Origin of the sequence: Rhizobium indicum, from assembly GCF_005862305.2 — a bacterium.
Taxonomy (GTDB): domain Bacteria; phylum Pseudomonadota; class Alphaproteobacteria; order Rhizobiales; family Rhizobiaceae; genus Rhizobium; species Rhizobium indicum.
On the sequence record NZ_CP054026.1, the window covers coordinates 135,563 to 154,410 of the forward strand.

The window sequence follows — 18,848 nt, forward strand, 5'->3', positions numbered from 1 at the left end:
AAGGAGGAAAGATGGTTTTGCAGGATCCCATCGTCATCGTGGGTGCAGCGCGCACCCCGATCGGCAGCTTTCAGGGAGAACTGAAGGAGGCGACAGCGCCGGAGCTCGGAGCAACGGCGATCCGCGCGGCACTGCAGCGCAGTGGCGTCGAGGCCGAGGTGATCGAAGAGGTCGTCTTCGGCTGCGTGCTGCCGGCGGGGCAGGGGCAGGCGCCGGCGCGCCAGGCGGCGATCCATGCCGGTCTGCCCTTCGCCACCGCGGCAAGCACCGTCAACAAGATGTGCGGCTCAGGCATGAAGGCCGTCATGATGGCGCATGACCTGATCGCCGCCGGCAGCGCTTCTGTGGCGATTGCAGGTGGCATGGAAAGCATGACGAATGCGCCCTATCTCCTTGACAAGGCCCGCGGCGGCTACAGGCTTGGCCATGGGCGTGTCGTGGATCACATGTTCCTCGACGGGCTGGAGGATGCTTATGACAAGGGGCGCTTGATGGGCAGCTTCGCGGAGGATTGCGCCGAGGCCTATCAGTTCACACGCGAGGCGCAGGATAATTACGCCATTGCCTCGCTGACGCGGGCGCAGAAGGCGATTGCCGAAGGCTGTTTCGAAAGCGAGATCGTGCCGGTCACGGTAAAATCAGGCAAAGCCGAGCAGGTGGCGAGCCGGGACGAACAGCCCGGCAAGGCGAAGCTCGACAAAATCCCGACGCTGAGGCCCGCCTTCCGTGACGGCGGCACGGTGACGGCTGCCAATTCCAGCTCGATTTCCGATGGCGCGGCAGCCCTGGTGCTGATGCGCCGCTCCGAGGCGGAGCATCGCGGCCTCAAGCCGCTTGCCACCATCCTTGGCCATGCCACGCATTCGCAGGCGCCCAATCTTTTCGCCACCGCACCGATCGGCGCGCTGCAGAAACTATCCGATCGCACCGGTCTGCCGCTTTCTGAGATTGATTTTTTCGAAATCAATGAGGCTTTCGCTGTCGTCGCCATGGCGGCGATGCGCGATCTCAATCTGCCGCATGAAAAGGTCAATGTGCATGGTGGCGCCTGCGCGCTCGGCCATCCGATCGGCGCTTCGGGGGCTCGCATCCTGGTGACGCTGCTTGCCGCACTGGAACGATACGACCTGAAGCGCGGCATGGCGGCGCTCTGCATCGGCGGCGGCGAAGCGACCGCCGTCGCCATCGAACGGCAATAGGAGGAGAGAACAGATGATCCTTTCCGACCTCCAGCAGCAAATCTCAGATCTCGCCCGCGACTTTGCCCGCGACCGGCTGGCACCGGGGGCGGCCAAACGCGACCGGGAGCATCTCTTCCCACGCGAGGAACTGAAGGAGATGGGCGAACTTGGGCTGCTCGGCATGCTGGTGCCGGAAACCTATGGCGGCTCGGATACCGGTGTGGTCGCCTATGCCGCCGCACTGGAGGAAATTGCCGCGGGCGACGGACCGTGTTCGACGATCATGAGCGTGCATAGTTCCGTCGGCTGTGCGCCGATCCTGAAATTCGGTACCGAGGAGCAGCGGCAGCGCTTCCTGCCGAAACTTGCCAGCGGCGAATGGATTGGCGGCTTTGCGCTGACCGAGCCGCAGGCCGGTTCCGATGCCTCGAACCTGAAGACCCGGGCGCGGCGTAACAGTGACCACTACGTGCTCGACGGCGCCAAACAGTTCATCACCTCGGGAAAGAACGGTAATGTCATCATCGTCTTCGCCGTCACCGATCCCGACGCCGGCAAGAAGGGCATCACCGCCTTCATCGTGCCGACGAATACGCCGGGCTACGAGGTGATCCGCGTCGAGGAAAAGCTCGGACTGCATTCCACCGATACCTGCCAGATCGCCTTCAACAACATGCGCATTCCCGCGGATTTGAGGCTGGGTGCGGAAGGCGAAGGCTACCGTATCGCGCTCGCCAATCTTGAGGGCGGACGGATCGGCATTGCAGCGCAGGCGGTCGGCATGGCGCGGGCGGCCTTCGAGGCGGCGCGTGACTACGCCAGGGAGCGCACGGCCTTCGGCAAGCCGATTTTCGAACATCAGGCCGTTGCCTTCCGCCTTGCCGATATGGCGGTGCGGATCGAGGCGGCGCGGCAGCTCGTCTTTCACGCGGCTTCCCTCAGGGAGGCGGAGCTTCCCTGCCTGTCGGAAGCCTCGATGGCGAAGCTCTTTGCCTCCGAGATGGCCGAGCGTGTCTGCTCAGACGCGATCCAGATCCATGGGGGTTATGGCTACATGGCCGATTATCCGGTCGAGCGCATCTACCGCGATGTGCGCATCTGCCAGATCTATGAGGGAACGAGCGACGTGCAGCGCATGGTGATCGCCCGCAATCTCTAATCGCCACATCCGGCCCTGCTTCCGGGAGGGGAGCACGGCTGGCACAGGGAGGAAAGAAAAAACATGGTGGATTCCGCTCGTTTGAGCCTGCACGTCCCCGAACCCGCCGTCCGCCCGGGCGGCCAGCCTGATTTTTCCAATGTCAAGATTGCCAAGGCCGGCTCGGTGCCGCGGCCGGAGGTGGATGTCGCGTCGGAAGACATCCGCGATCTCGCCTATTCGATCATCCGTGTTTTGAACCGCGACGGCGAGGCGGTCGGCCCCTGGGCAGGGTCGCTCTCCGATGAGGCGTTGCTGACCGGGCTTCGCGACATGATGAAGCTGCGCGCCTTCGACGCCCGCATGCTGATGGCGCAGCGGCAGGGCAAGACCTCCTTCTACATGCAGCATCTCGGTGAAGAAGCCGTCAGCTGCGCCTTTCGCAAGGCGCTCGAGAAGGGAGACATGAATTTCCCGACCTATCGCCAGGCAGGGCTGCTGATTGCCGACGACTATCCGATGGTCGAGATGATGAACCAGATCTACTCGAACGAGAGCGATCCCCTGCGCGGCCGGCAATTGCCGATCATGTATTCCTCCAAGGAACACGGCTTCTTCACCATCTCGGGTAATCTCGCCACCCAATATGTGCAGGCCGTCGGCTGGGCGATGGCTTCGGCGATCAAGAACGACAGCCGCATTGCCGCGGCCTGGATCGGCGACGGATCGACGGCGGAATCGGATTTCCACTCGGCGCTCGTTTTCGCCTCGACCTACAAGGCGCCGGTTATTCTCAACATCGTCAACAATCAGTGGGCGATCTCCACTTTTCAGGGCATCGCCCGCGGCGGCTCCGGCACTTTCGCGGCGCGGGGCCTTGGCTTCGGCATTCCGGCGCTGCGTGTCGACGGAAACGACTATCTCGCCGTCCATGCCGTCGCCCGCTGGGCGGCCGAGCGCGCGCGGCGCAATCTCGGCCCGACGCTGATCGAATATGTGACCTATCGCGTCGGCGCCCATTCGACCTCCGACGATCCGAGCGCCTATCGGCCCAAGACGGAATCGGAGGCGTGGCCGCTCGGCGACCCCGTGCTACGGCTGAAGAAACATCTGATCGTCAAGGGCGCTTGGTCGGAGGAGCGGCATGTGCAGGCCGAAGCCGAAATCATGGACGAGGTGATCGAGGCGCAGCGCCAGGCAGAGGCGCATGGCACGCTGCATGCCGGCGGCAGGCCTTCGGTGCGCGACATTTTCGAGGGCGTCTATGCCGAGATGCCGCCGCATATCCGCCGCCAGCGGCAGAAGGCGGGGTACTGACATGGCCAGGATGACGATGATCGAGGCCGTGCGCAGCGCCATGGACGTGTCGATGGCACGCGACGACAATGTCGTGGTTTTCGGCGAGGACGTCGGTTATTTCGGCGGCGTCTTCCGCTCGACGCAGGGTCTGCAGGCAAAATACGGCAGAACGCGCTGCTTCGATACGCCGATCAGCGAATCCGGCATCGTCGGCACGGCGATCGGCATGGCCGCCTATGGGCTGAAGCCCTGTGTCGAAATCCAGTTCGCCGACTACATGTACCCGGCCTATGATCAGCTGACGCAGGAGGCGGCGCGCATCCGCTACCGTTCCAACGGCGATTTCACCTGCCCGATCGTCGTGCGCATGCCCACAGGTGGCGGCATCTTCGGCGGCCAGACGCACAGCCAGAGTCCAGAGGCGCTTTTTACCCATGTCTGCGGCCTGAAAGTGATCGTTCCTTCCAATCCCTATGACGCCAAGGGCCTGCTGATCGCGGCGATCGAGGATCCTGATCCCGTCATGTTCCTGGAGCCGAAGCGGCTCTATAACGGTCCCTTCGACGGCCACCACGAGCGGCCGGTGACGCCCTGGTCCAAGCATGATCTCGGCGAGGTGCCCGATGGCCACTACACCATCCCGATCGGCAAGGCCGAAGTGCGGCGCGCAGGATCGGCGGTGACGGTCGTTGCCTACGGCACCATGGTGCATGTGGCGCTTGCCGCGGCCGAGGATGCCGGCATCGATGCCGAGGTGATTGATCTCAGAAGCCTGCTGCCGCTCGATCTCGATACGATCGTCAAATCGGTCTCGAAGACGGGACGCTGCGTCGTCGTGCATGAGGCAACCCTGACATCCGGCTTCGGCGCCGAAGTCGCGGCGCTGGTGCAGGAGCATTGCTTCTATCATCTCGAAGCGCCGGTCGTGCGTGTCGCGGGCTGGGACACGCCCTATCCGCATGCGCAGGAGTGGGACTATTTCCCCGGTCCCGGCCGTGTCGGGCGGGCGCTTGCCGAAGTCATGGAGGCCTGAGCCATGGGCGAATTCATCATCAAGATGCCCGATGTCGGGGAAGGGGTCGCCGAGGCCGAGATCGTAGAATGGCACGTGAAGACGGGAGATCCCGTCCGCGAGGACATGGTGATCGCCGCCGTCATGACCGACAAGGCCACCGTGGAAATTCCGTCTCCCGTCAGTGGCACCGTCACCTGGCTTGCCGGCGAGGTCGGAGACCGCATCGCGGTCAAGGCCCCGCTGGTACGGATCGAGACGGCGGGAGATGTCGGCGAGCCTCAGTCCGTTGGGATTTCGCAGACGCCGATTGCCGAAACGCCCAAGGCCGAAATTGCAAAACCTGCTCCGCCAGCGCCTATGGCGCCAGTGCCGGCGGAAAAGCCGCTTGCCGCTCCCTCGGTGCGGCTCTTCGCCAGGGAAAGCGGTGTCGATCTCAGGCAGGTGCAGGCGACCGGACCGGCCGGGCGCATCCTGCGCGAGGATATCGAGCAATTCCTAGGCCATGGGGCCGCGCCTGCAACGGCAAAGAACGGCTTTGCCAGGAAGACGGCGACCGAGGAGATCAAGCTGACCGGCCTGCGGCGCCGCATTGCCGAGAAGATGGTGCTTTCCGCCTCGCGTATTCCCCACATCACCTATGTGGAGGAAGTTGATATGTCCGCGCTCGAGGAGTTGCGCGCCACGATGAATGGCGATCGCAGGCCTGATCATCCGAAGCTGACGGTTCTGCCCTTCCTGATGCGGGCGCTGGTCAGGGCCATTTCCGAGCAGCCTGACGTCAACGCCACTTTCGACGACGATGCCGGCATCATCACGCGCTACAGTGCTGTGCATATCGGCATCGCCACGCAGACGCCGGCCGGTCTGACCGTGCCGGTGGTGCGACATGCCGAAGCCCGCGGTATCTGGGATTGCGCCGCCGAGATGAACCGGCTGGCGGAAGCGGCGCGCTCGGGTACTGCGACACGCGATGAGCTGTCCGGCTCCACTATCACCATCAGCTCGCTCGGCGCGCTCGGCGGCATCGTCTCGACACCCATCATCAATCATCCCGAAGTGGCGATCATCGGCGTCAACAAGATCGCCACGCGACCGGTCTGGGACGGCGCGCAGTTCGTGCCGCGCAAGATGATGAACCTCTCCTCCAGCTTCGACCATCGCATCATCGACGGCTGGGATGTGGCAAACTTCGTGCAGCGCATCCGCGCGCTGCTCGAAACGCCGGCGCTCATTTTTATCGAAGGCTGAGATCCATGAAAGAGATCGTCTGCAAGCTCCTCGTCATCGGCGCCGGTCCGGGCGGTTATGTCTGTGCCATTCGCGCCGGACAGCTCGGCATCGATACTGTTATCGTCGAGGCCGGCAAGCCGGGCGGCACCTGCCTGACGGTCGGCTGCATTCCCTCCAAGGCGTTGATCCATGCGGCTGAGGAATTCGACGCGACGCAAAAGATGCTTGCCGGCAAGAACCCGATGGGCATCCGCGTCGAAGGCGCCTCGATCGATCTCATCAGAACAATTGCCTGGAAGGACGGGATCGTCGGCCGCTTGACCAGTGGTGTTTCGGGGCTGCTGCAGAAGGCGAGCGTCAAGATCGTCCACGGCCGAGGCCATTTCCGCGACGGCAAGACGGTGGAGGTGGAGACGGAAACCGGCCAGCAGATCATCCGCGCCGAGACCGTGGTCATCGCCACCGGTTCGGATCCGGTGGAGCTTACGAACCTGCCTTTCGGCCGCCGCGTCATGTCCTCGACAGAGGTACTGTCGCTGACGGAGCTGCCGAAAAACCTCGTCGTGGTCGGTGGCGGTTATATCGGGCTGGAGCTCGGGACCGCCTTTGCCAAGATGGGGTCTGATGTGACGATCGTCGAGGCGACGCCGCAGGTGCTGCCGCAATATGATGCCGAGCTGGTACGCCCCGTCATGCGCAAGCTGACTGAAGGCGGTATCCGGGTGTTGACGGGTGCGAAGGCGATCGGCCTTGACGATAATGGGGAGGCATTGATCGTCGAAACGGCTGATGGCCGGCGAGAGACCCTGCCGGCGGACCGCATCCTCGTCACCGTCGGCCGCCGCCCAAGAACCGCAGGATCCGGTCTCGAAGAGCTCGATCTCGATCGTGCCGGCCCTTATCTGAGGATCGACGACCGTTGCCGCACGTCGATGCGCGGCATCTATGCGATCGGCGATGTGACCGGCGAGCCGATGCTTGCCCATCGGGCCATGGCGCAAGGGGAGATGGTGGCGGAAATCATCGCCGGAAAGAAGCGGGCCTGGGACAAACGATGCATTCCCGCCATCTGCTTCACCGATCCGGAGATCGTTAGCGCCGGCCTGTCGCCGGCCGAGGCGAAGGCGCAAGGCTATGAAATCCGCACCGGCCAGTTTCCGTTCAGCGCCAACGGACGGGCAATGACGATGCTGTCCGAAGAAGGCTTCGTGCGCGTCGTGGCCCGCGCCGATACCAATCTCGTGCTCGGCCTGCAGGCGGTGGGAGCCGGGGTCTCCGAGCTCTCGGCGGCTTTTGCTTTGGCCATCGAGATGGGTGCGCGCCTGGAAGACATCGCCGGCACCATCCATGCGCATCCGACCCGCAGCGAAGCGGTGATGGAGGCGGCGCTGAAAGCTCTGGGAAGCGCCCTGCATATCTGAGCCGAAGCCTGAGACCGTGGCCATCCGAAAGGTGAGGCGCTCCGGGATGATTGCAGCGCGTCTCTTTCCGGCTTCCTTGCCGGCGCAGCAAGGAAGTCTGTGTGGCAATGGCGAGTTGCCATCAGCGGCGGATATCGATGGCTTGGCTTGGCATTTTCTCGGCGTTTTGCAGGCTGCAATGAACCTGCCACAGGCAGGCGCGAGCGGCCTCGTGCTGCGGCGCGTCATCGACCTCGGGATGTCGGCATGGCCGCTGAAATAGCAGATGTGGGGAATGCACGGGAGCGAGCTTCGTGACAGATCATAGCGGTTTCAGGAAGCAGGCTTCTGGGAATCTGCGTCTTGATAACCATCATGAGAAATTGGCTCGTTTCACCTCTCAATTTACTGGGTGGGCCAAGAGTTCTTATCCCATCAAGAGCGCTAAACGGGCGGCCCGGCCTCGGCTGAGTCGAGCGATTGACAACGATCGCTTCGAGTCTTTCTCGCAACACCTAAGCGGGAACTGTGATCTTGGACGGATTTGGCTGGATTAGAGCGATTCAGTTGCGGTATCCGTAGGACTGCGAAGCGATTTGCGCGAGCGGGACAGCTAGAGACAGCACGTCCGCATCTCCTAAAGCAGGACCTTGATGAACGCGGATATGATAGCCGCCTGGGCGGTGGAAAATGGATTCCATGCGATGGATTCCGGGAATTATCGTCGCCATGACAATGCAGGCGTGATCACGATCGAGATAAAGAGGATGTCATTCCTCCTCATCGATGAGAGGCAAGGATTGCGACCGCGCCTCATATCGCGGTTGTTCAAAGACATATCCCTCACAAGCGGGAGCGACCGCTTGCAGGGTCTTCTTCTTGACCGCAATCCCACTCATTGAGCGCTGACGCTGTCACCACAGGCCAGCCAATTCAGGTGGCGGGTTGTGGCTGACGCCGATCAGCACCGTCGCAAACGTTCAACACTTTCAATATTTCTTCTTGCGAACGATCTTGTTGCCGCGGGGTCCGCTCACGACCGGTGTTCGGTCGCGGTTTTCTGCAAGCAGGTTCCGCCAGCGTTCCAGGCGACCGGCGAGCAGGGCGCCGCTTGCGACGGCTGCCTGAACCGCGCATCCCGGTTCATGGGCATGGGTGCAATCGCGAAAGCGGCAAAGCGGCGCCAGTTCAGTTATTTCAGCAAAGAGGGTGTCTATACCGTCGGCAACATCACTCACGTAAAGCGTTCTTATTCCCGGCGTATCGATGACCCAGCCACCGCCTGAAATTGCATGCAGGGATCGCGCCGTGGTTGTGTGTCGGCCCTGCGCGTCATATTCGCGGATGGTGCCGGTCTTTTGCTTTATGTCAGATTCTGGCCCAGTCATGGTGTTCACCAGTGTTGATTTTCCGACACCAGAAGACCCCACCAACGCAACCGTTTGGCCAACGCCGCACCAGGGCCTCAACAGGGAAACGGCGTCCGCGGAGCGCCCATTCAAGGCAACGACAGGCAGGTCACGCTGCAAAGCCTCGGCTTGCGCCTGGAACATGCCGGCATCTTCCGCGGTGTCGGCCTTCGTCAGCACAATCACCGGATTGCTCCCGGCCTGGTTGGCCATGATCAGGTAACGTTCCAGCCGAGCAAGATTAAAATCGGCATTGCACGAGGTCACGATCAACAGGGTGTCGACGTTGGCGGCAACAAGTTGCTGGCCACGTCCGCCTTCCGGGCGTCGTTGAAAGACGCTTTTTCGGTCGAGACGTCTGATAAGCATGTCAGTCAGTGGATCGGCAAGAACCCAGTCGCCCACCGCGTAGTCACCAGTACTGGTATTGGCTGGAAATTCCAGTCCGACCGGCCCGGTGACATCGATTGCCTCGATGCGTGCCCGGTGAACTGAAGCGATGCGTCTGGGGATCAAGCCCGCTTCGCTGGGCTGGACCTGGTCCGCGAAGAATTCAGACCACCCAAGCAGTTCCAGCGGTGAAGAAAGTTGGGAGCTGGTCAAATCTTGTTCCACTTTCAGTAAGGCTGCCATAAGGGGTTTTTGAATGATCTTCCGCGGCGTTTCGCCTAGCTGCGTGGATGATCCCGTTTTGGCAACGAGGTTGCGTAAGCAGCAGCTTCTCCGGGGTAGGGGAAATCGTCCCCGAGCTGACGGTCGCCATCGTAGACTTTGAAGCTAGGCCCCTCAACTTCAACGATCTTATAACCATTCACGTATTCGATCTTCGGTGTTTTCCAGCCCATCAAAAGCTCTCCAGTGCGGTTCGAGGGTTGTCTCTGAACATGGTGCCAAGACCTCATACACAGCGGTCTATGACCTATCAGGTGCTTCACGATTAGCCAACGCCGGTTCGATCCCGTTCAAGACCCCCGTTCGTCTGCAAATTCGGCGAAGAGTCACCGCCAGGCTGGTTTATAGGTGATCAATGGGGCACAATGGTGAGGGCGATTGCCTGACCGACGTGGTCGAGCCCGCCGGCTCATAGCTTTGCCGTCAACAAACTCGGCGGCAAGCAAGTGGCCTCGCGCCTGCGCCCGCATTTCCCTCGACCAGACGCGCGACTGACCTTCAATCTCGCAAGGCGATCTATTTCGACCTGCAGTGCCAGCCGTATTGCTTAGGGAGAGCACCGAGCAGGCCGTTAATACGTGCTCGTTCGGGGTTTCGCCGAACCAATCGCGCGGCCAAAAACCGGCAGCACAATCCGTTACCCGTTGACGCTCCGAGCAGTCGCAGCGCTACCGCCGCCGGCAGCCCGGAGCGTAGCAAGCGCCTTGGCCGAGAAGAGCGCGTAAATGATCAGCGGAAGACAGACGAGATAGGATGTCCGGATGCCAGCATGTTCGGCAATGAAACCGAGCAGCGGCGGCGCCAGGAAGAAGACGACAAAGCTCATCTGGCCGAGGGCGGCGACGTTGAGATACGCCGCGCGATCTGTGCGTTGGGCCGCCGCCGAAACGGCGAGAGGATAGACCGCGCTGCAGCCGGCGCCCATCAAGGCAAAGCCCGCCAGCGCGACATAGGGATGCGGCGCCCCCGACACGGCGCAGATGCCGATCGCCGAAAGAACAAGCAACATCGTGGCGACGGCCCGCGCGCCAAACCGATCGACCAGCGGATCGACGAACAGGCGCGCCAGCGCCATGCAGAAGGTAAAGAGCGTCAATCCCAATCCGCCAATGAAGGGCTCGACCGAAAACACATCGCGCATATAGATCGCCGACCAGTCGATCCCGGCACCTTCGACGAGAAAGGCCGCGATGCCGATCACGCAGAGCGGCATTAGGCCCCAGGTGGGAAGCGCTACCAGCGGTGCCTTGCCTTCATGCAACGCGATCCGCGCCGGCGCATTCCGCATGCCGGAAATCGCCCAGATGCCGATGACAAGAACCGTGACAAAGGTGGCGGCGAGATGGAGTTCCATCGAAATGCCCGCTTGGCGGACGACCGATGAGACAAGCGCCGTGACGAAGAAGCCGAGGCTCCAGAAACCATGCGCCCTGTTCATCACGCCGCGTCCTAGCTGCGCTTCGATGCGGTCGATCTCAACATTGAGATTGATCTCCAGCGCCCCGGCGAGCAGCCCCTCAACGAAGAGCACACAGAACACGACCGGCGCCGCACCGATCCACGGCACCAGCGACAGCAGCGCAGACGTGCCGAGAACAGTAATGAATGCCGTCGTACGCGCGCCGAGCCGGGCGATCAAGGGCGAAGATAAAGTCAACGAAATCAAGGCGCCGATCGCAGCCCCTATCAGCGTTAACCCAAGCTCGGACTTATTGACGCCAAGCGCAACCTGCAAATCCGGCATCCTCGACAGCAGCGCCCCCAGCGACACAGCGAAGAGAAAGAAGCAGGCATAGATCCGCTGCTGCGGCGCGATTTTCATGATGCAACTCCGGGGATTGACGCGTCGAAGCAGAGCACGCGCGTATGGACCTGTGATGTCTATCTCACAGGGCCCAAGATCGAAACTTGTTTCTGAGGGAATGTGTCGGAGAAAGTGATCTTGGGAACCGGCGCGATTTGCCTAGCGCGGTGACGTGCGCGTGCCGTTTGATCGAGCTTGCCGCCGTGAACGGCGTCTGCATCATATCCTTTGTCCGCAAGCATCTTTCGCGGACGGGTGACGGGAATAGCAAGAAGTTGAGGGACTGCCTTGTAATCAGAAACCTCGCCACCTGTTCGGATGAAGCCAAGAGGGCGACCTTGACCGTCTGCGCGGGCATGGATTTTTGTCGTAAAGCCGCCGAGTGATCAACCAACAGCCTCCTTATCAGTCCCCTTTTGCGCCAGCAGCCTGAGAATGGCCCGGTATGAGCGTGCTATCGATCATGTGCTGCCAGTCGTCGGTTAAGCCAAGCTCCACAAGTGTCTCAGCACGGCAACGGTAGCGGAGCTAATTCTTGATTGGACAGCCAGCTCCGATTACGAGTCCGATGACGACTTGCAATAAAAAGGTAGCGATGTCACCGAATGAACCAGCAAAAGCCTAGAGCAACGCTACGAACCGTTGCCCAGCACCTCGGCATTTCCGTTACCACCGTGAGCCGAGCGCTCAAAGACGGGCCTGAAGTGAATCAGGAGACGATCGATCGCGTCAAGCGCGCGGCTGACAAGCTCGGGTATAGACCCAACACAGGTGGGGTCAATCTTCGCACAGGGCGCTCCCAATCGATCGCAATGGTGCTTTCATTCGAACGACAGGAGCAGCTTAATATCGTGACGGCGTCACTGCTCGTTGGCATCTCCACGGCCATGAAAGCGAGAGGCTATCGCACCGGTATCGTTCCTCATCTGCAACACGACGATCCGCTTGACATCGTCCGCAATCTGGCCCGCGAGGGTTCGGTTGATGGAGTGATCATCACGCATACGCGTCCCCAGGATGAGCGGGTAAAATATTTGCTCGAGATCGGGATGCCCTTTGTCACGTTTGGCCGGACTGAACTCCTGAGCGCCCACCCGTATGTCGACCTCGACCACGAGCAGATCGGCGCCGACGCGGCAAGATTACTGCTAGACAACGGACATCCGAACCCCTTGCTTTTCGCGCCGTCGAGCCAATTCAGCTACAGCCTGCAATTCGTGAAAGGCTGGACGAAGACCTTCAACGCCCGCAACCTGACCGTGCCCGATGAATTGATCCATTTTTCGGCGACGACGCCGCAGAGCGGCGTCGATATGGCGCGGGAGGTATTGCTCCGTCATCCAGAGTCGACAGGCGCCTTTGTCGCGTCTGACGAGGCAGGGCTTGGATTCATCACCGCCATGCAGCAGGCGGGCCGGCAGATCGGTAAGGATTTCGGCCTTATCACGTACGGCGGCGCGAGGTTACATGACTTTCTGAGCCCGCCGACGAGTGCATTCTATTACCCGCATGCTGGCATTGCAGACCTGCTTTCCGAAATGCTGGCCCGCGCGATCGATGGCGAAGATTACGCGCAACTACGCCGCGTGGTCCCTGGCGAATTTGTTGATCACGGCAGCCATATCCTCAATCCCTGATCTTCCGTAACGTTATGGATGGAGCTTTCATGGTCGAACATGAAATGGCTCCAAACAAAGCCTTTTCGGTTGACAAACAACTGATGATCGCTATTCGTAACGTTACGGATAACGTCGAGCCACTTCGACGCTAGCCGAAAATGGCCAAAAGGTCGGCGGCAATTGTCTTGAGGAGAACGTGCCGCCTGCTACCGGTGTCTGAGCCGTGGGAATTGGTGCCGCAGTGTTGCTGGACGCAGCGGAGCATCGAACAAAATTTATGAATTGGGATCCCGCAGCGAGCCGATACGGCCTCGTTTCGGGAAGGAGAAATCGACTGCCGCGCGGGATCACCCGTCGGCTTGAGAGGAGGAACCTAATGAACTGCACAATGAACAGTTTGGCCCGCAGCGCATCGTCGCTGCTGCTTGCCACAGCAATAAGCCTTGCTACTACTGCGATCGCCCACGCGGATGTTACCTTGACGGCGATGTTCCCTTTCACCAAGGTGGACCCGGATTACGCTCGACTTCAGGAAACCTATGAACGGTTTCACGCTGCAAATCCTGACATCACGATCAATTTCGACTATCTCGATCACGATGCATATCATAACAAGATGCAGGCCCTTGCGATCTCGGGTAACTTGCCTGACATTCTCACGCTTTGGCCCGGAAAGCGCACCGGCTACCTCACGGGCCGCGGCTACGCCAAGGATCTTCGCGACCTGATCAAGCGCGATGGCGTTGACAAGCTCTTGCGCCCTGTGTCTACCCAGGCACAGGCGGCCACGGGCGAAGTTTACGAGATCGGCGTACCCTTCGTAAACTTTACCAATGTGGTCTACGTGAACCGCAGGCTGTTGAACGAGGTCAAGCTCGACTATCCGAAGACGCTCGGCGAAATGATCGGGCAATCGAAGGCCATCCGCGCTGCGGGATATCGTCCGGCCGTCTTCGGCGATCAATCGAGTTGGGTGCTGCAGTCCTGCCTGCTGTCGGTCATGGTCGGTCGCATGGGCACACCTGAATGGTTTGCCAATGTCCTTAAAGGCGCCGATGGTGCAGCCTTCACGGATGCGCCTTTCGTTGGCGCGCTCAAGAAAATTCGCGAAATGGTCGACGCCGGCTTCATCGATCCCAGTGAGCCGTCCACGACACGCGAACAGGCGCTCTCCGCGTTCGTGAGCGGACGCAGCGTCTACTTTATCGGCGGTATTTGGGAGGTCGTGAACCTCACTTCGGCGTTGCCGCCCGAAATGAAGGCGGACGTCGAAATCCGTTCGCTTCCAGAGATCGAAGGCGCGGCCCTCGCCAATTCCGACTCTTCCTCCGGTCAGCCCTCCACAGGGTTCGGCATGTCCGCCAAACTCGACGACGAGAAGAGTGAAGCGGCATGGAAGTGGATCAAGTTCAATCTCGATCCATCGAATAAGGACATCGATGTCAAATACGGGATGCTGCCGATCTACGCGCAAGACGTGGGTGTCGGCGACATGCTGAGCGATCCGTTGGCGAAGAAGAGCTACGCCTTTTCGTCGTCCATCGTCCATGTGCTGCCGGTTCTTGATGATCGCCTAGACGCCGAAGGGGTGATGCAGGTCGTCAATGCCGGATTGCAGGAGCTTGTTCTAGGTTCGGTCACGCCGGAGGAACTCGCTGCGAAATACGAAGCTTGGGTCGCTGCGAACGACAGCAACCGAAAGACCAAGTAGTCACCCGAGTGAACTCCCAAGCAGCCGTGGGAATGCTCCCGCCAGGACAATTGGCGGGAGCATCCCAGAAAACCTATCCGCATCGATGAGAAAGAGCCTGACGTGGCTTCCGCAGCAAAATCTGATCGCATCAGCTATGCGATACTGACCGCACCGGCCCTGCTCATCTACGGGCTCGTGATCGTCATCCCGGTCGTCTACAGTCTCGTGCTCAGCTTCACTGACTGGGCGGGCGCGGGCATTCCGAACTTCATCGGCTTTACCAATTACGTCGTAATGTTTTCCGATCCCATCTTCTGGTGGGGCCTGCGCAACAACGGCCTTGTCATACTCGTGTCGCTGATCGGCCAGATCCCGCTGGGCTTCTTTCTCGCCTATGTCATTTATCGGCGTCTGGTCAGAGGTGCGGGTTTCTTCGAAGCGGTCATATTTTTTCCGGCGCTGCTTAGCCCCGTGGTGGTGGCTTTGCTGTTCGGGGTCGTCTTCGCCCCGACGGGCCTAGTCTCGCAGATCATCGGCCGCGCGATCAATGACCCAATGTTCTCGCTGACCATATTCAACTCGAAGAACACGGCAATTCTGCCTTATCTGATCGTGCTGCTTTGGATGTATACGGGCATCTATTTCATTATCTTTCTTGCCAACCTCCAGAAGACGAGCCCAGAGATGCTGGAGGCAGCCGTGCTTGACGGCGCAAACGAGTGGCACATCCTGAAGTCCCTTATCCTGCCGCAGCAGGTCCCTGTATTCCTGACCTCAGCGATCTATGCAGTCGCCGGAAGCCTCAAAAGCTTCGAGATCCTCTGGATCATGACAAATGGCGGTCCGAGTTACTACAGCAGCGTACTCGGCCTCTATATGATCCAGAATACCTTCTCATTCTACAAATACGGCTTCGGCAGCGCCATTTCGGTGGTCCTCATCCTGCTCAGCGTATTTCTCATCTTGATACTGTCGGCCATCGCCGCGCGGTTCACGCGCGTCTACGAAGAAGGGACCCACTAGGATGTCGAGGTTCACATCTAGCCAGGCGATGGTTCCTATGCCGTTTCGAGTTGCGGCCTACGCGGCGCTCGGCTTCTTCACCATATTCACGACGTTTCCGCTTATCTGGCTTACCTATACGTCGTTCAAGCCGGAGACGGAGATCGTTTCCAACATGGTGGCCCTGCCGGTCAACTGGACGCTGAATAACTATATTCAGGCCTGGAAATTGGGCGAGTTCTCTCATCTGTTCGTCAATAGTCTGATCTTCTGCGTGATGACGACCGTCATCGTCGTCTTGTTCTCTGTTTCGGCAGCATTCGCCTTTACCAAGATTCCTTCCAAGCTGACCCCGATCATGTTCTCGTTTATCGTCATGGGGCTTCTGGTGACGATCTCGTCGTCGATCGTACCGCTATTTATCGCCGAAAATTTCCTTGGACTTACCAACACACATCTCGGGATCATCATTCCCTACGTCGCCTTCAACATCTCGTTTGCCGTCTATCTAGCGGCGGCGTTCGTCCGTTCGATTCCGAATGAGTTGATCGAGGCTGCCAAGATGGATGGCGCCGGCTATCTCAGAATTTACACGGCGATCGTGCTGCCGATGGCGCGACCGATCATCACGACGATCGCCATTTTTACGTTCCATGCCTGCTGGGTGGAATATGTACTCGTCTACATGCTGTCTTCGGACGCAACGATCCGCACCGTGCAGATCGGGTTGAGTCTCCTCAAGGGGCAGCTCTCATTCAATTTCGGCTTTCTTTTTGCGGCGGTCGTGATCTCCAGCCTGCCGCTGCTCGTCCTCTACCTTCTGTTCAGAAAACACCTTCAGGCCGGGTTCTCCATGGGCGCGGTCAAGGGCTAGGCCCAGCCCGTGTCGTCACTAATTTTCAAAAGCGGGAGTAACGAACATTCTTTGTGTAGAAATCCTTGGACCGCGTCAGGCGCAGGTCTCCCAACGGCCGGATCCGCAAGCGTCCGGCGACATCGTCAAGATCCAGGTCCTGGTCGCGCCCATGTGCACGGAATGGCAATCCTGGCGTTCTGGCAAGCTTTCGTGTGAGCTCGGTCATGAGGCGGTCGGCGTTGTTGTCGATGCCGCACAATCAAAGCGCCTGAAGGTCGGCGACCGCGTCATCGTCATGCCGCATGCCGGTTGTGGCGTCTGCCCGGCTTGCCGCTCGGGGGAACACATCCACTGCACCTCGCAGCGCGATCTTTTGGACGAGACGGGTTCATCGTCCGGCATCGGCTGTTACGCCGAATTTTTGTTGAAGCCGGATTACCTGCTGCAACCTGTCCCTGACGACATTGAGACGCATCACGCCGCAATGGCGATTTGTGCCCTCGGTCCGAGCTTCACGGCGATGCACCGCATGCAGGTAAGCCCACAGGATACCATGCTGATTTCCGGCTGCGGCGCCGTCGGTCTTGGGGCGATCATCAATGCGCGAACAATTGGCGCGCGCGTCATCGCGCTCGAATTGAACCCATATCGCGCTGCGCTGGCACAGGAGTTGGGAGCAGAGCTGGTCATCGACCCCCGTGCGCCGGACCTTATCGAGCAGGTGCGGGCCGCAAGCGGCGGTTATGGTGTGGACGCCGCCCTTGACACCAGTAACAATGAGGGCGCTCCAGCGGTTGTCCTGGAGTTGCTGCGGGCGCGGGGAAGGTTGGCCTTCGTCACCTGGAGCGGTTCGCTACCGGTCAACCGCATCACCGGCAAGGGTATCGACATCTTCGGCGCTTGGCACTGGAACCATGACGTCTTCGCCGAAGAGTTGTTGCAGCGCGTGCGCGATGCCAGGCCGCTTCTCGACAGATTGACCACGCATCGCTTCGCCATGTCGGAGGTCGCGTCTGCCTTTGCTCTTCAGGAAACCGGCAATTGCGGAAAAGTGCTGCTCTATCCGGGCAAAACTGCTCAGGCTTGAGGGCCTCAGAGACAAGATGCGGCCGGGGACGCGGTGGCCGCCGCCCGCCAACAGAATCAATTTGGGAGACTATTCATGACGTTCAGACTCGGTGGCTATGGGATCGAATACGGGGGTGATCCCGAAGCTTATGCACGCGCACATGTCGAATTCGGGTACAACGCGGCCTACATGCCGAACATCAAGCTCGAGAACCGCCAAGAAATCGCCGATCTGGTGAAAAGCTTCGCTGCCGCCGATCTCGTTTTTGCTGAAGGAGGGGCCTGGAAAAACCTCATTGCCCATGATGACGTGACGCGGAAAGCCAATCTCGAACATGCCGTGCATCAACTGGCTCTGGCGGACGAGCTGGGAGCAGGCGCCATCGTCGCCTACCACGGAACCGTCGGCCACCCCGGCGACCCGTGGCAGCTGAGCGACAATTACGACTATGGCCCGCATCCAGACAATCAAAGCGAGGCTGGATTCCAGCGCGCGGTCGATACGGCCCGCTATGTCATCGATATGGTGAAGCCCAAGCGCACCAAGTTCTCGTTGGAGATGGTGCCGTGGCTGGTGACCGATACCCCGGAAAACTATCTCAAATTGCTAAAGGCGATCGACCGGCCGCAGTTCGCAGCCCATATCGACGCGGCAAATATGGTCATCTCGCCGCGGCTCTATTTCAATACAGGAAAGATGATCCAAGATTGTTTCGCCCTTCTTGGACCCTGGATCGTTTCGTGCCACGCGAAGGATCTGGTGATGAAAGGCGGACCTGGAACGATCTCTTTCCATTTGGATGAAGTCGTGCCTGGCGAAGGGAATCTCGACTACACGGTTTATGTCACCGAGATTGCAAAACTCGGGCGCCAAGTTCCGCTCATGCTCGAGCATTTCGATGTGCCCGGCTATCGGCGTGGCCTTGCGCACATCAGGAGGGTCGCACGCAGCGCAGGGGTTGTTTAGAGGCCGTCACGGCGGCGCAAGCAATCGTAACAAAGCGCTGTTCTAAGCGGATCAGCAGCCGGGAAGGTCAAGCGGCAGAGAAGCCACGGCAAAGCCTATGTATGCCGATACCCAACATGTGACACCCGCCAGTGGTTCGCAGACGGTCCACTGGGATAACGACGCCAGCGACTGCATCGTGCCCGCTTGCGGAAGGTTGCAAACTCGGGGAAATTGCGAAACAGACGTCGGCTTAGCGGTGTTCGGAGATGATTGAAATTGAGGCCCCCTTTGAATTCATCTGTGGGATCGAAATGCGGGTCGCTAGCTCCGGGTCTTCAAATCATGCCGGAACGAGGTTAGATCAGCCTCTGCAAACGTTCGAACCGTGACTGCCATGATGCGCTTTCGTGGAAGCCGGGATATCAGCAAAGAGTTGCACCGACCTTGGAAAGCTTCGAAACCTGCTGGTGAACAGCACCGCCATCAATTTCCCTTCCCCTATCGTCTCAACCA

General features: G+C 60.0%; 17 protein-coding genes and 2 pseudogenes. 15 read left to right on the plus strand and 4 right to left on the minus strand.

The features are described 5' to 3' along the window. Positions 1-11 precede the first annotated feature (11 nt). From FFM53_RS35440 to FFM53_RS35475, 8 genes are all read left to right on the plus strand, one after another. Positions 12-1,199 carry an acetyl-CoA C-acyltransferase gene (locus FFM53_RS35440; RefSeq protein WP_138334631.1) on the plus strand — a complete coding sequence of 396 codons (1,188 nt, stop codon included), beginning with the start codon at positions 12-14 and terminating at the stop codon, positions 1,197-1,199. Between the two features lie 13 nt (positions 1,200-1,212). After that, positions 1,213-2,340 carry an acyl-CoA dehydrogenase family protein gene (locus FFM53_RS35445; protein ID WP_138334632.1) on the plus strand — a complete coding sequence of 376 codons (1,128 nt, stop codon included), beginning with the start codon at positions 1,213-1,215 and terminating at the stop codon, positions 2,338-2,340. A gap of 63 nt (positions 2,341-2,403) precedes the next feature. Beyond that, positions 2,404-3,636, plus strand: a complete 1,233-nt coding sequence (locus FFM53_RS35450) for a thiamine pyrophosphate-dependent enzyme (protein ID WP_138390283.1) — start codon at positions 2,404-2,406, stop codon at positions 3,634-3,636. A 1-nt stretch (position 3,637) separates the two neighbouring features. Continuing rightward, the gene (locus tag FFM53_RS35455) at positions 3,638-4,651 is read left to right on the plus strand and encodes an alpha-ketoacid dehydrogenase subunit beta (RefSeq protein WP_017958371.1); all 1,014 of its coding nucleotides are present in this window, start codon (positions 3,638-3,640) and stop codon (positions 4,649-4,651) included. 3 nt (positions 4,652-4,654) lie between these two features. After that, positions 4,655-5,881, plus strand: coding sequence for a dihydrolipoamide acetyltransferase family protein (locus tag FFM53_RS35460; protein WP_138390285.1), 1,227 nt, complete (start codon positions 4,655-4,657; stop codon positions 5,879-5,881). Between the two features lie 5 nt (positions 5,882-5,886). Continuing rightward, on the plus strand, positions 5,887-7,284 hold the full coding sequence (lpdA, locus tag FFM53_RS35465; protein WP_138390287.1) for a dihydrolipoyl dehydrogenase: 1,398 nt from the start codon (positions 5,887-5,889) through the stop codon (positions 7,282-7,284). Between the two features lie 46 nt (positions 7,285-7,330). Then, a complete protein-coding gene (locus FFM53_RS35470; RefSeq protein WP_138390289.1) occupies positions 7,331-7,546 on the plus strand; it encodes a hypothetical protein in 216 nt (71 codons plus the stop codon). 370 nt (positions 7,547-7,916) lie between these two features. Then, complete coding sequence (locus FFM53_RS35475) at positions 7,917-8,165, plus strand: hypothetical protein (RefSeq protein ID WP_173883718.1); 249 nt, start codon at positions 7,917-7,919, stop codon at positions 8,163-8,165. A gap of 87 nt (positions 8,166-8,252) precedes the next feature. On the opposite strand, the gene rsgA is transcribed toward FFM53_RS35475, so the two are convergent. Both rsgA and FFM53_RS35485 read right to left on the minus strand, forming a co-directional pair. After that, on the minus strand, positions 8,253-9,305 hold the full coding sequence (gene rsgA / locus FFM53_RS35480; protein ID WP_173883719.1) for a ribosome small subunit-dependent GTPase A: 1,053 nt from the start codon (positions 9,303-9,305) through the stop codon (positions 8,253-8,255). 35 nt (positions 9,306-9,340) lie between these two features. After that, positions 9,341-9,517: a hypothetical protein gene (locus tag FFM53_RS35485; protein ID WP_018071841.1), complete on the minus strand. Its 177-nt coding sequence runs from the start codon at positions 9,515-9,517 to the stop codon at positions 9,341-9,343. 197 nt (positions 9,518-9,714) lie between these two features. On the opposite strand from FFM53_RS35485, the pseudogene FFM53_RS37145 reads away from it, so the two are divergent. Next, a pseudogene (locus FFM53_RS37145) lies at positions 9,715-9,882 on the plus strand (sugar ABC transporter ATP-binding protein); the annotation flags it as partial. A 99-nt stretch (positions 9,883-9,981) separates the two neighbouring features. Here FFM53_RS37145 and FFM53_RS35490 read toward each other — a convergent pair. Together FFM53_RS35490 and FFM53_RS37150 are read right to left on the minus strand one after the other, a co-directional pair. Next, positions 9,982-11,166, minus strand: coding sequence for an MFS transporter (locus FFM53_RS35490; RefSeq protein ID WP_173883720.1), 1,185 nt, complete (start codon positions 11,164-11,166; stop codon positions 9,982-9,984). Between the two features lie 194 nt (positions 11,167-11,360). After that, positions 11,361-11,655, minus strand: a pseudogene (locus tag FFM53_RS37150) (transposase); the annotation flags it as partial. Between the two features lie 98 nt (positions 11,656-11,753). Here FFM53_RS37150 and FFM53_RS35500 point away from each other — a divergent pair. The 6 genes from FFM53_RS35500 to FFM53_RS35525 all read left to right on the plus strand — a co-directional run bounded on the left by FFM53_RS35500 (position 11,754) and on the right by FFM53_RS35525 (position 18,353). Continuing rightward, positions 11,754-12,785, plus strand: coding sequence for a substrate-binding domain-containing protein (locus FFM53_RS35500; protein ID WP_138390076.1), 1,032 nt, complete (start codon positions 11,754-11,756; stop codon positions 12,783-12,785). 205 nt (positions 12,786-12,990) lie between these two features. Beyond that, a complete protein-coding gene (locus FFM53_RS35505) occupies positions 12,991-14,478 on the plus strand; it encodes an extracellular solute-binding protein (RefSeq protein WP_138390077.1) in 1,488 nt (495 codons plus the stop codon). A 102-nt stretch (positions 14,479-14,580) separates the two neighbouring features. Next, positions 14,581-15,483: a carbohydrate ABC transporter permease gene (locus FFM53_RS35510; protein ID WP_138390078.1), complete on the plus strand. Its 903-nt coding sequence runs from the start codon at positions 14,581-14,583 to the stop codon at positions 15,481-15,483. 37 nt (positions 15,484-15,520) lie between these two features. Next, on the plus strand, positions 15,521-16,336 hold the full coding sequence (locus tag FFM53_RS35515; protein WP_173883721.1) for a carbohydrate ABC transporter permease: 816 nt from the start codon (positions 15,521-15,523) through the stop codon (positions 16,334-16,336). A gap of 61 nt (positions 16,337-16,397) precedes the next feature. After that, entirely contained in the window at positions 16,398-17,405 is a 1,008-nt protein-coding gene (locus tag FFM53_RS35520) for a zinc-dependent alcohol dehydrogenase (RefSeq protein ID WP_425504970.1), read from the plus strand. Positions 17,406-17,480: 75 nt separating this feature from the next. Then, positions 17,481-18,353: a sugar phosphate isomerase/epimerase family protein gene (locus FFM53_RS35525; protein ID WP_138390081.1), complete on the plus strand. Its 873-nt coding sequence runs from the start codon at positions 17,481-17,483 to the stop codon at positions 18,351-18,353. Positions 18,354-18,848: the final 495 nt, after the last annotated feature.

Bases quoted from the DNA above. Each gene is read 5' to 3' on its own strand.
- FFM53_RS35440 (WP_138334631.1), top strand. From the start codon at position 12: ATGGTTTTGCAGGATCCCATCGTCATCGTGGGTGCAGCGCGCACCCCG.
- FFM53_RS35445 (WP_138334632.1), top strand. From the start codon at position 1,213: ATGATCCTTTCCGACCTCCAGCAGCAAATCTCAGATCTCGCCCGCGAC.
- FFM53_RS35450 (WP_138390283.1), top strand. From the start codon at position 2,404: ATGGTGGATTCCGCTCGTTTGAGCCTGCACGTCCCCGAACCCGCCGTC.
- FFM53_RS35455 (WP_017958371.1), top strand. From the start codon at position 3,638: ATGGCCAGGATGACGATGATCGAGGCCGTGCGCAGCGCCATGGACGTG.
- FFM53_RS35460 (WP_138390285.1), top strand. From the start codon at position 4,655: ATGGGCGAATTCATCATCAAGATGCCCGATGTCGGGGAAGGGGTCGCC.
- lpdA (WP_138390287.1), top strand. From the start codon at position 5,887: ATGAAAGAGATCGTCTGCAAGCTCCTCGTCATCGGCGCCGGTCCGGGC.
- FFM53_RS35470 (WP_138390289.1), top strand. From the start codon at position 7,331: ATGATTGCAGCGCGTCTCTTTCCGGCTTCCTTGCCGGCGCAGCAAGGA.
- FFM53_RS35475 (WP_173883718.1), top strand. From the start codon at position 7,917: ATGAACGCGGATATGATAGCCGCCTGGGCGGTGGAAAATGGATTCCAT.
- rsgA (WP_173883719.1), bottom strand. From the start codon at position 9,305: ATGGCAGCCTTACTGAAAGTGGAACAAGATTTGACCAGCTCCCAACTT.
- FFM53_RS35485 (WP_018071841.1), bottom strand. From the start codon at position 9,517: ATGGGCTGGAAAACACCGAAGATCGAATACGTGAATGGTTATAAGATC.
- FFM53_RS35490 (WP_173883720.1), bottom strand. From the start codon at position 11,166: ATGAAAATCGCGCCGCAGCAGCGGATCTATGCCTGCTTCTTTCTCTTC.
- FFM53_RS35500 (WP_138390076.1), top strand. From the start codon at position 11,754: ATGAACCAGCAAAAGCCTAGAGCAACGCTACGAACCGTTGCCCAGCAC.
- FFM53_RS35515 (WP_173883721.1), top strand. From the start codon at position 15,521: ATGCCGTTTCGAGTTGCGGCCTACGCGGCGCTCGGCTTCTTCACCATA.
- FFM53_RS35525 (WP_138390081.1), top strand. From the start codon at position 17,481: ATGACGTTCAGACTCGGTGGCTATGGGATCGAATACGGGGGTGATCCC.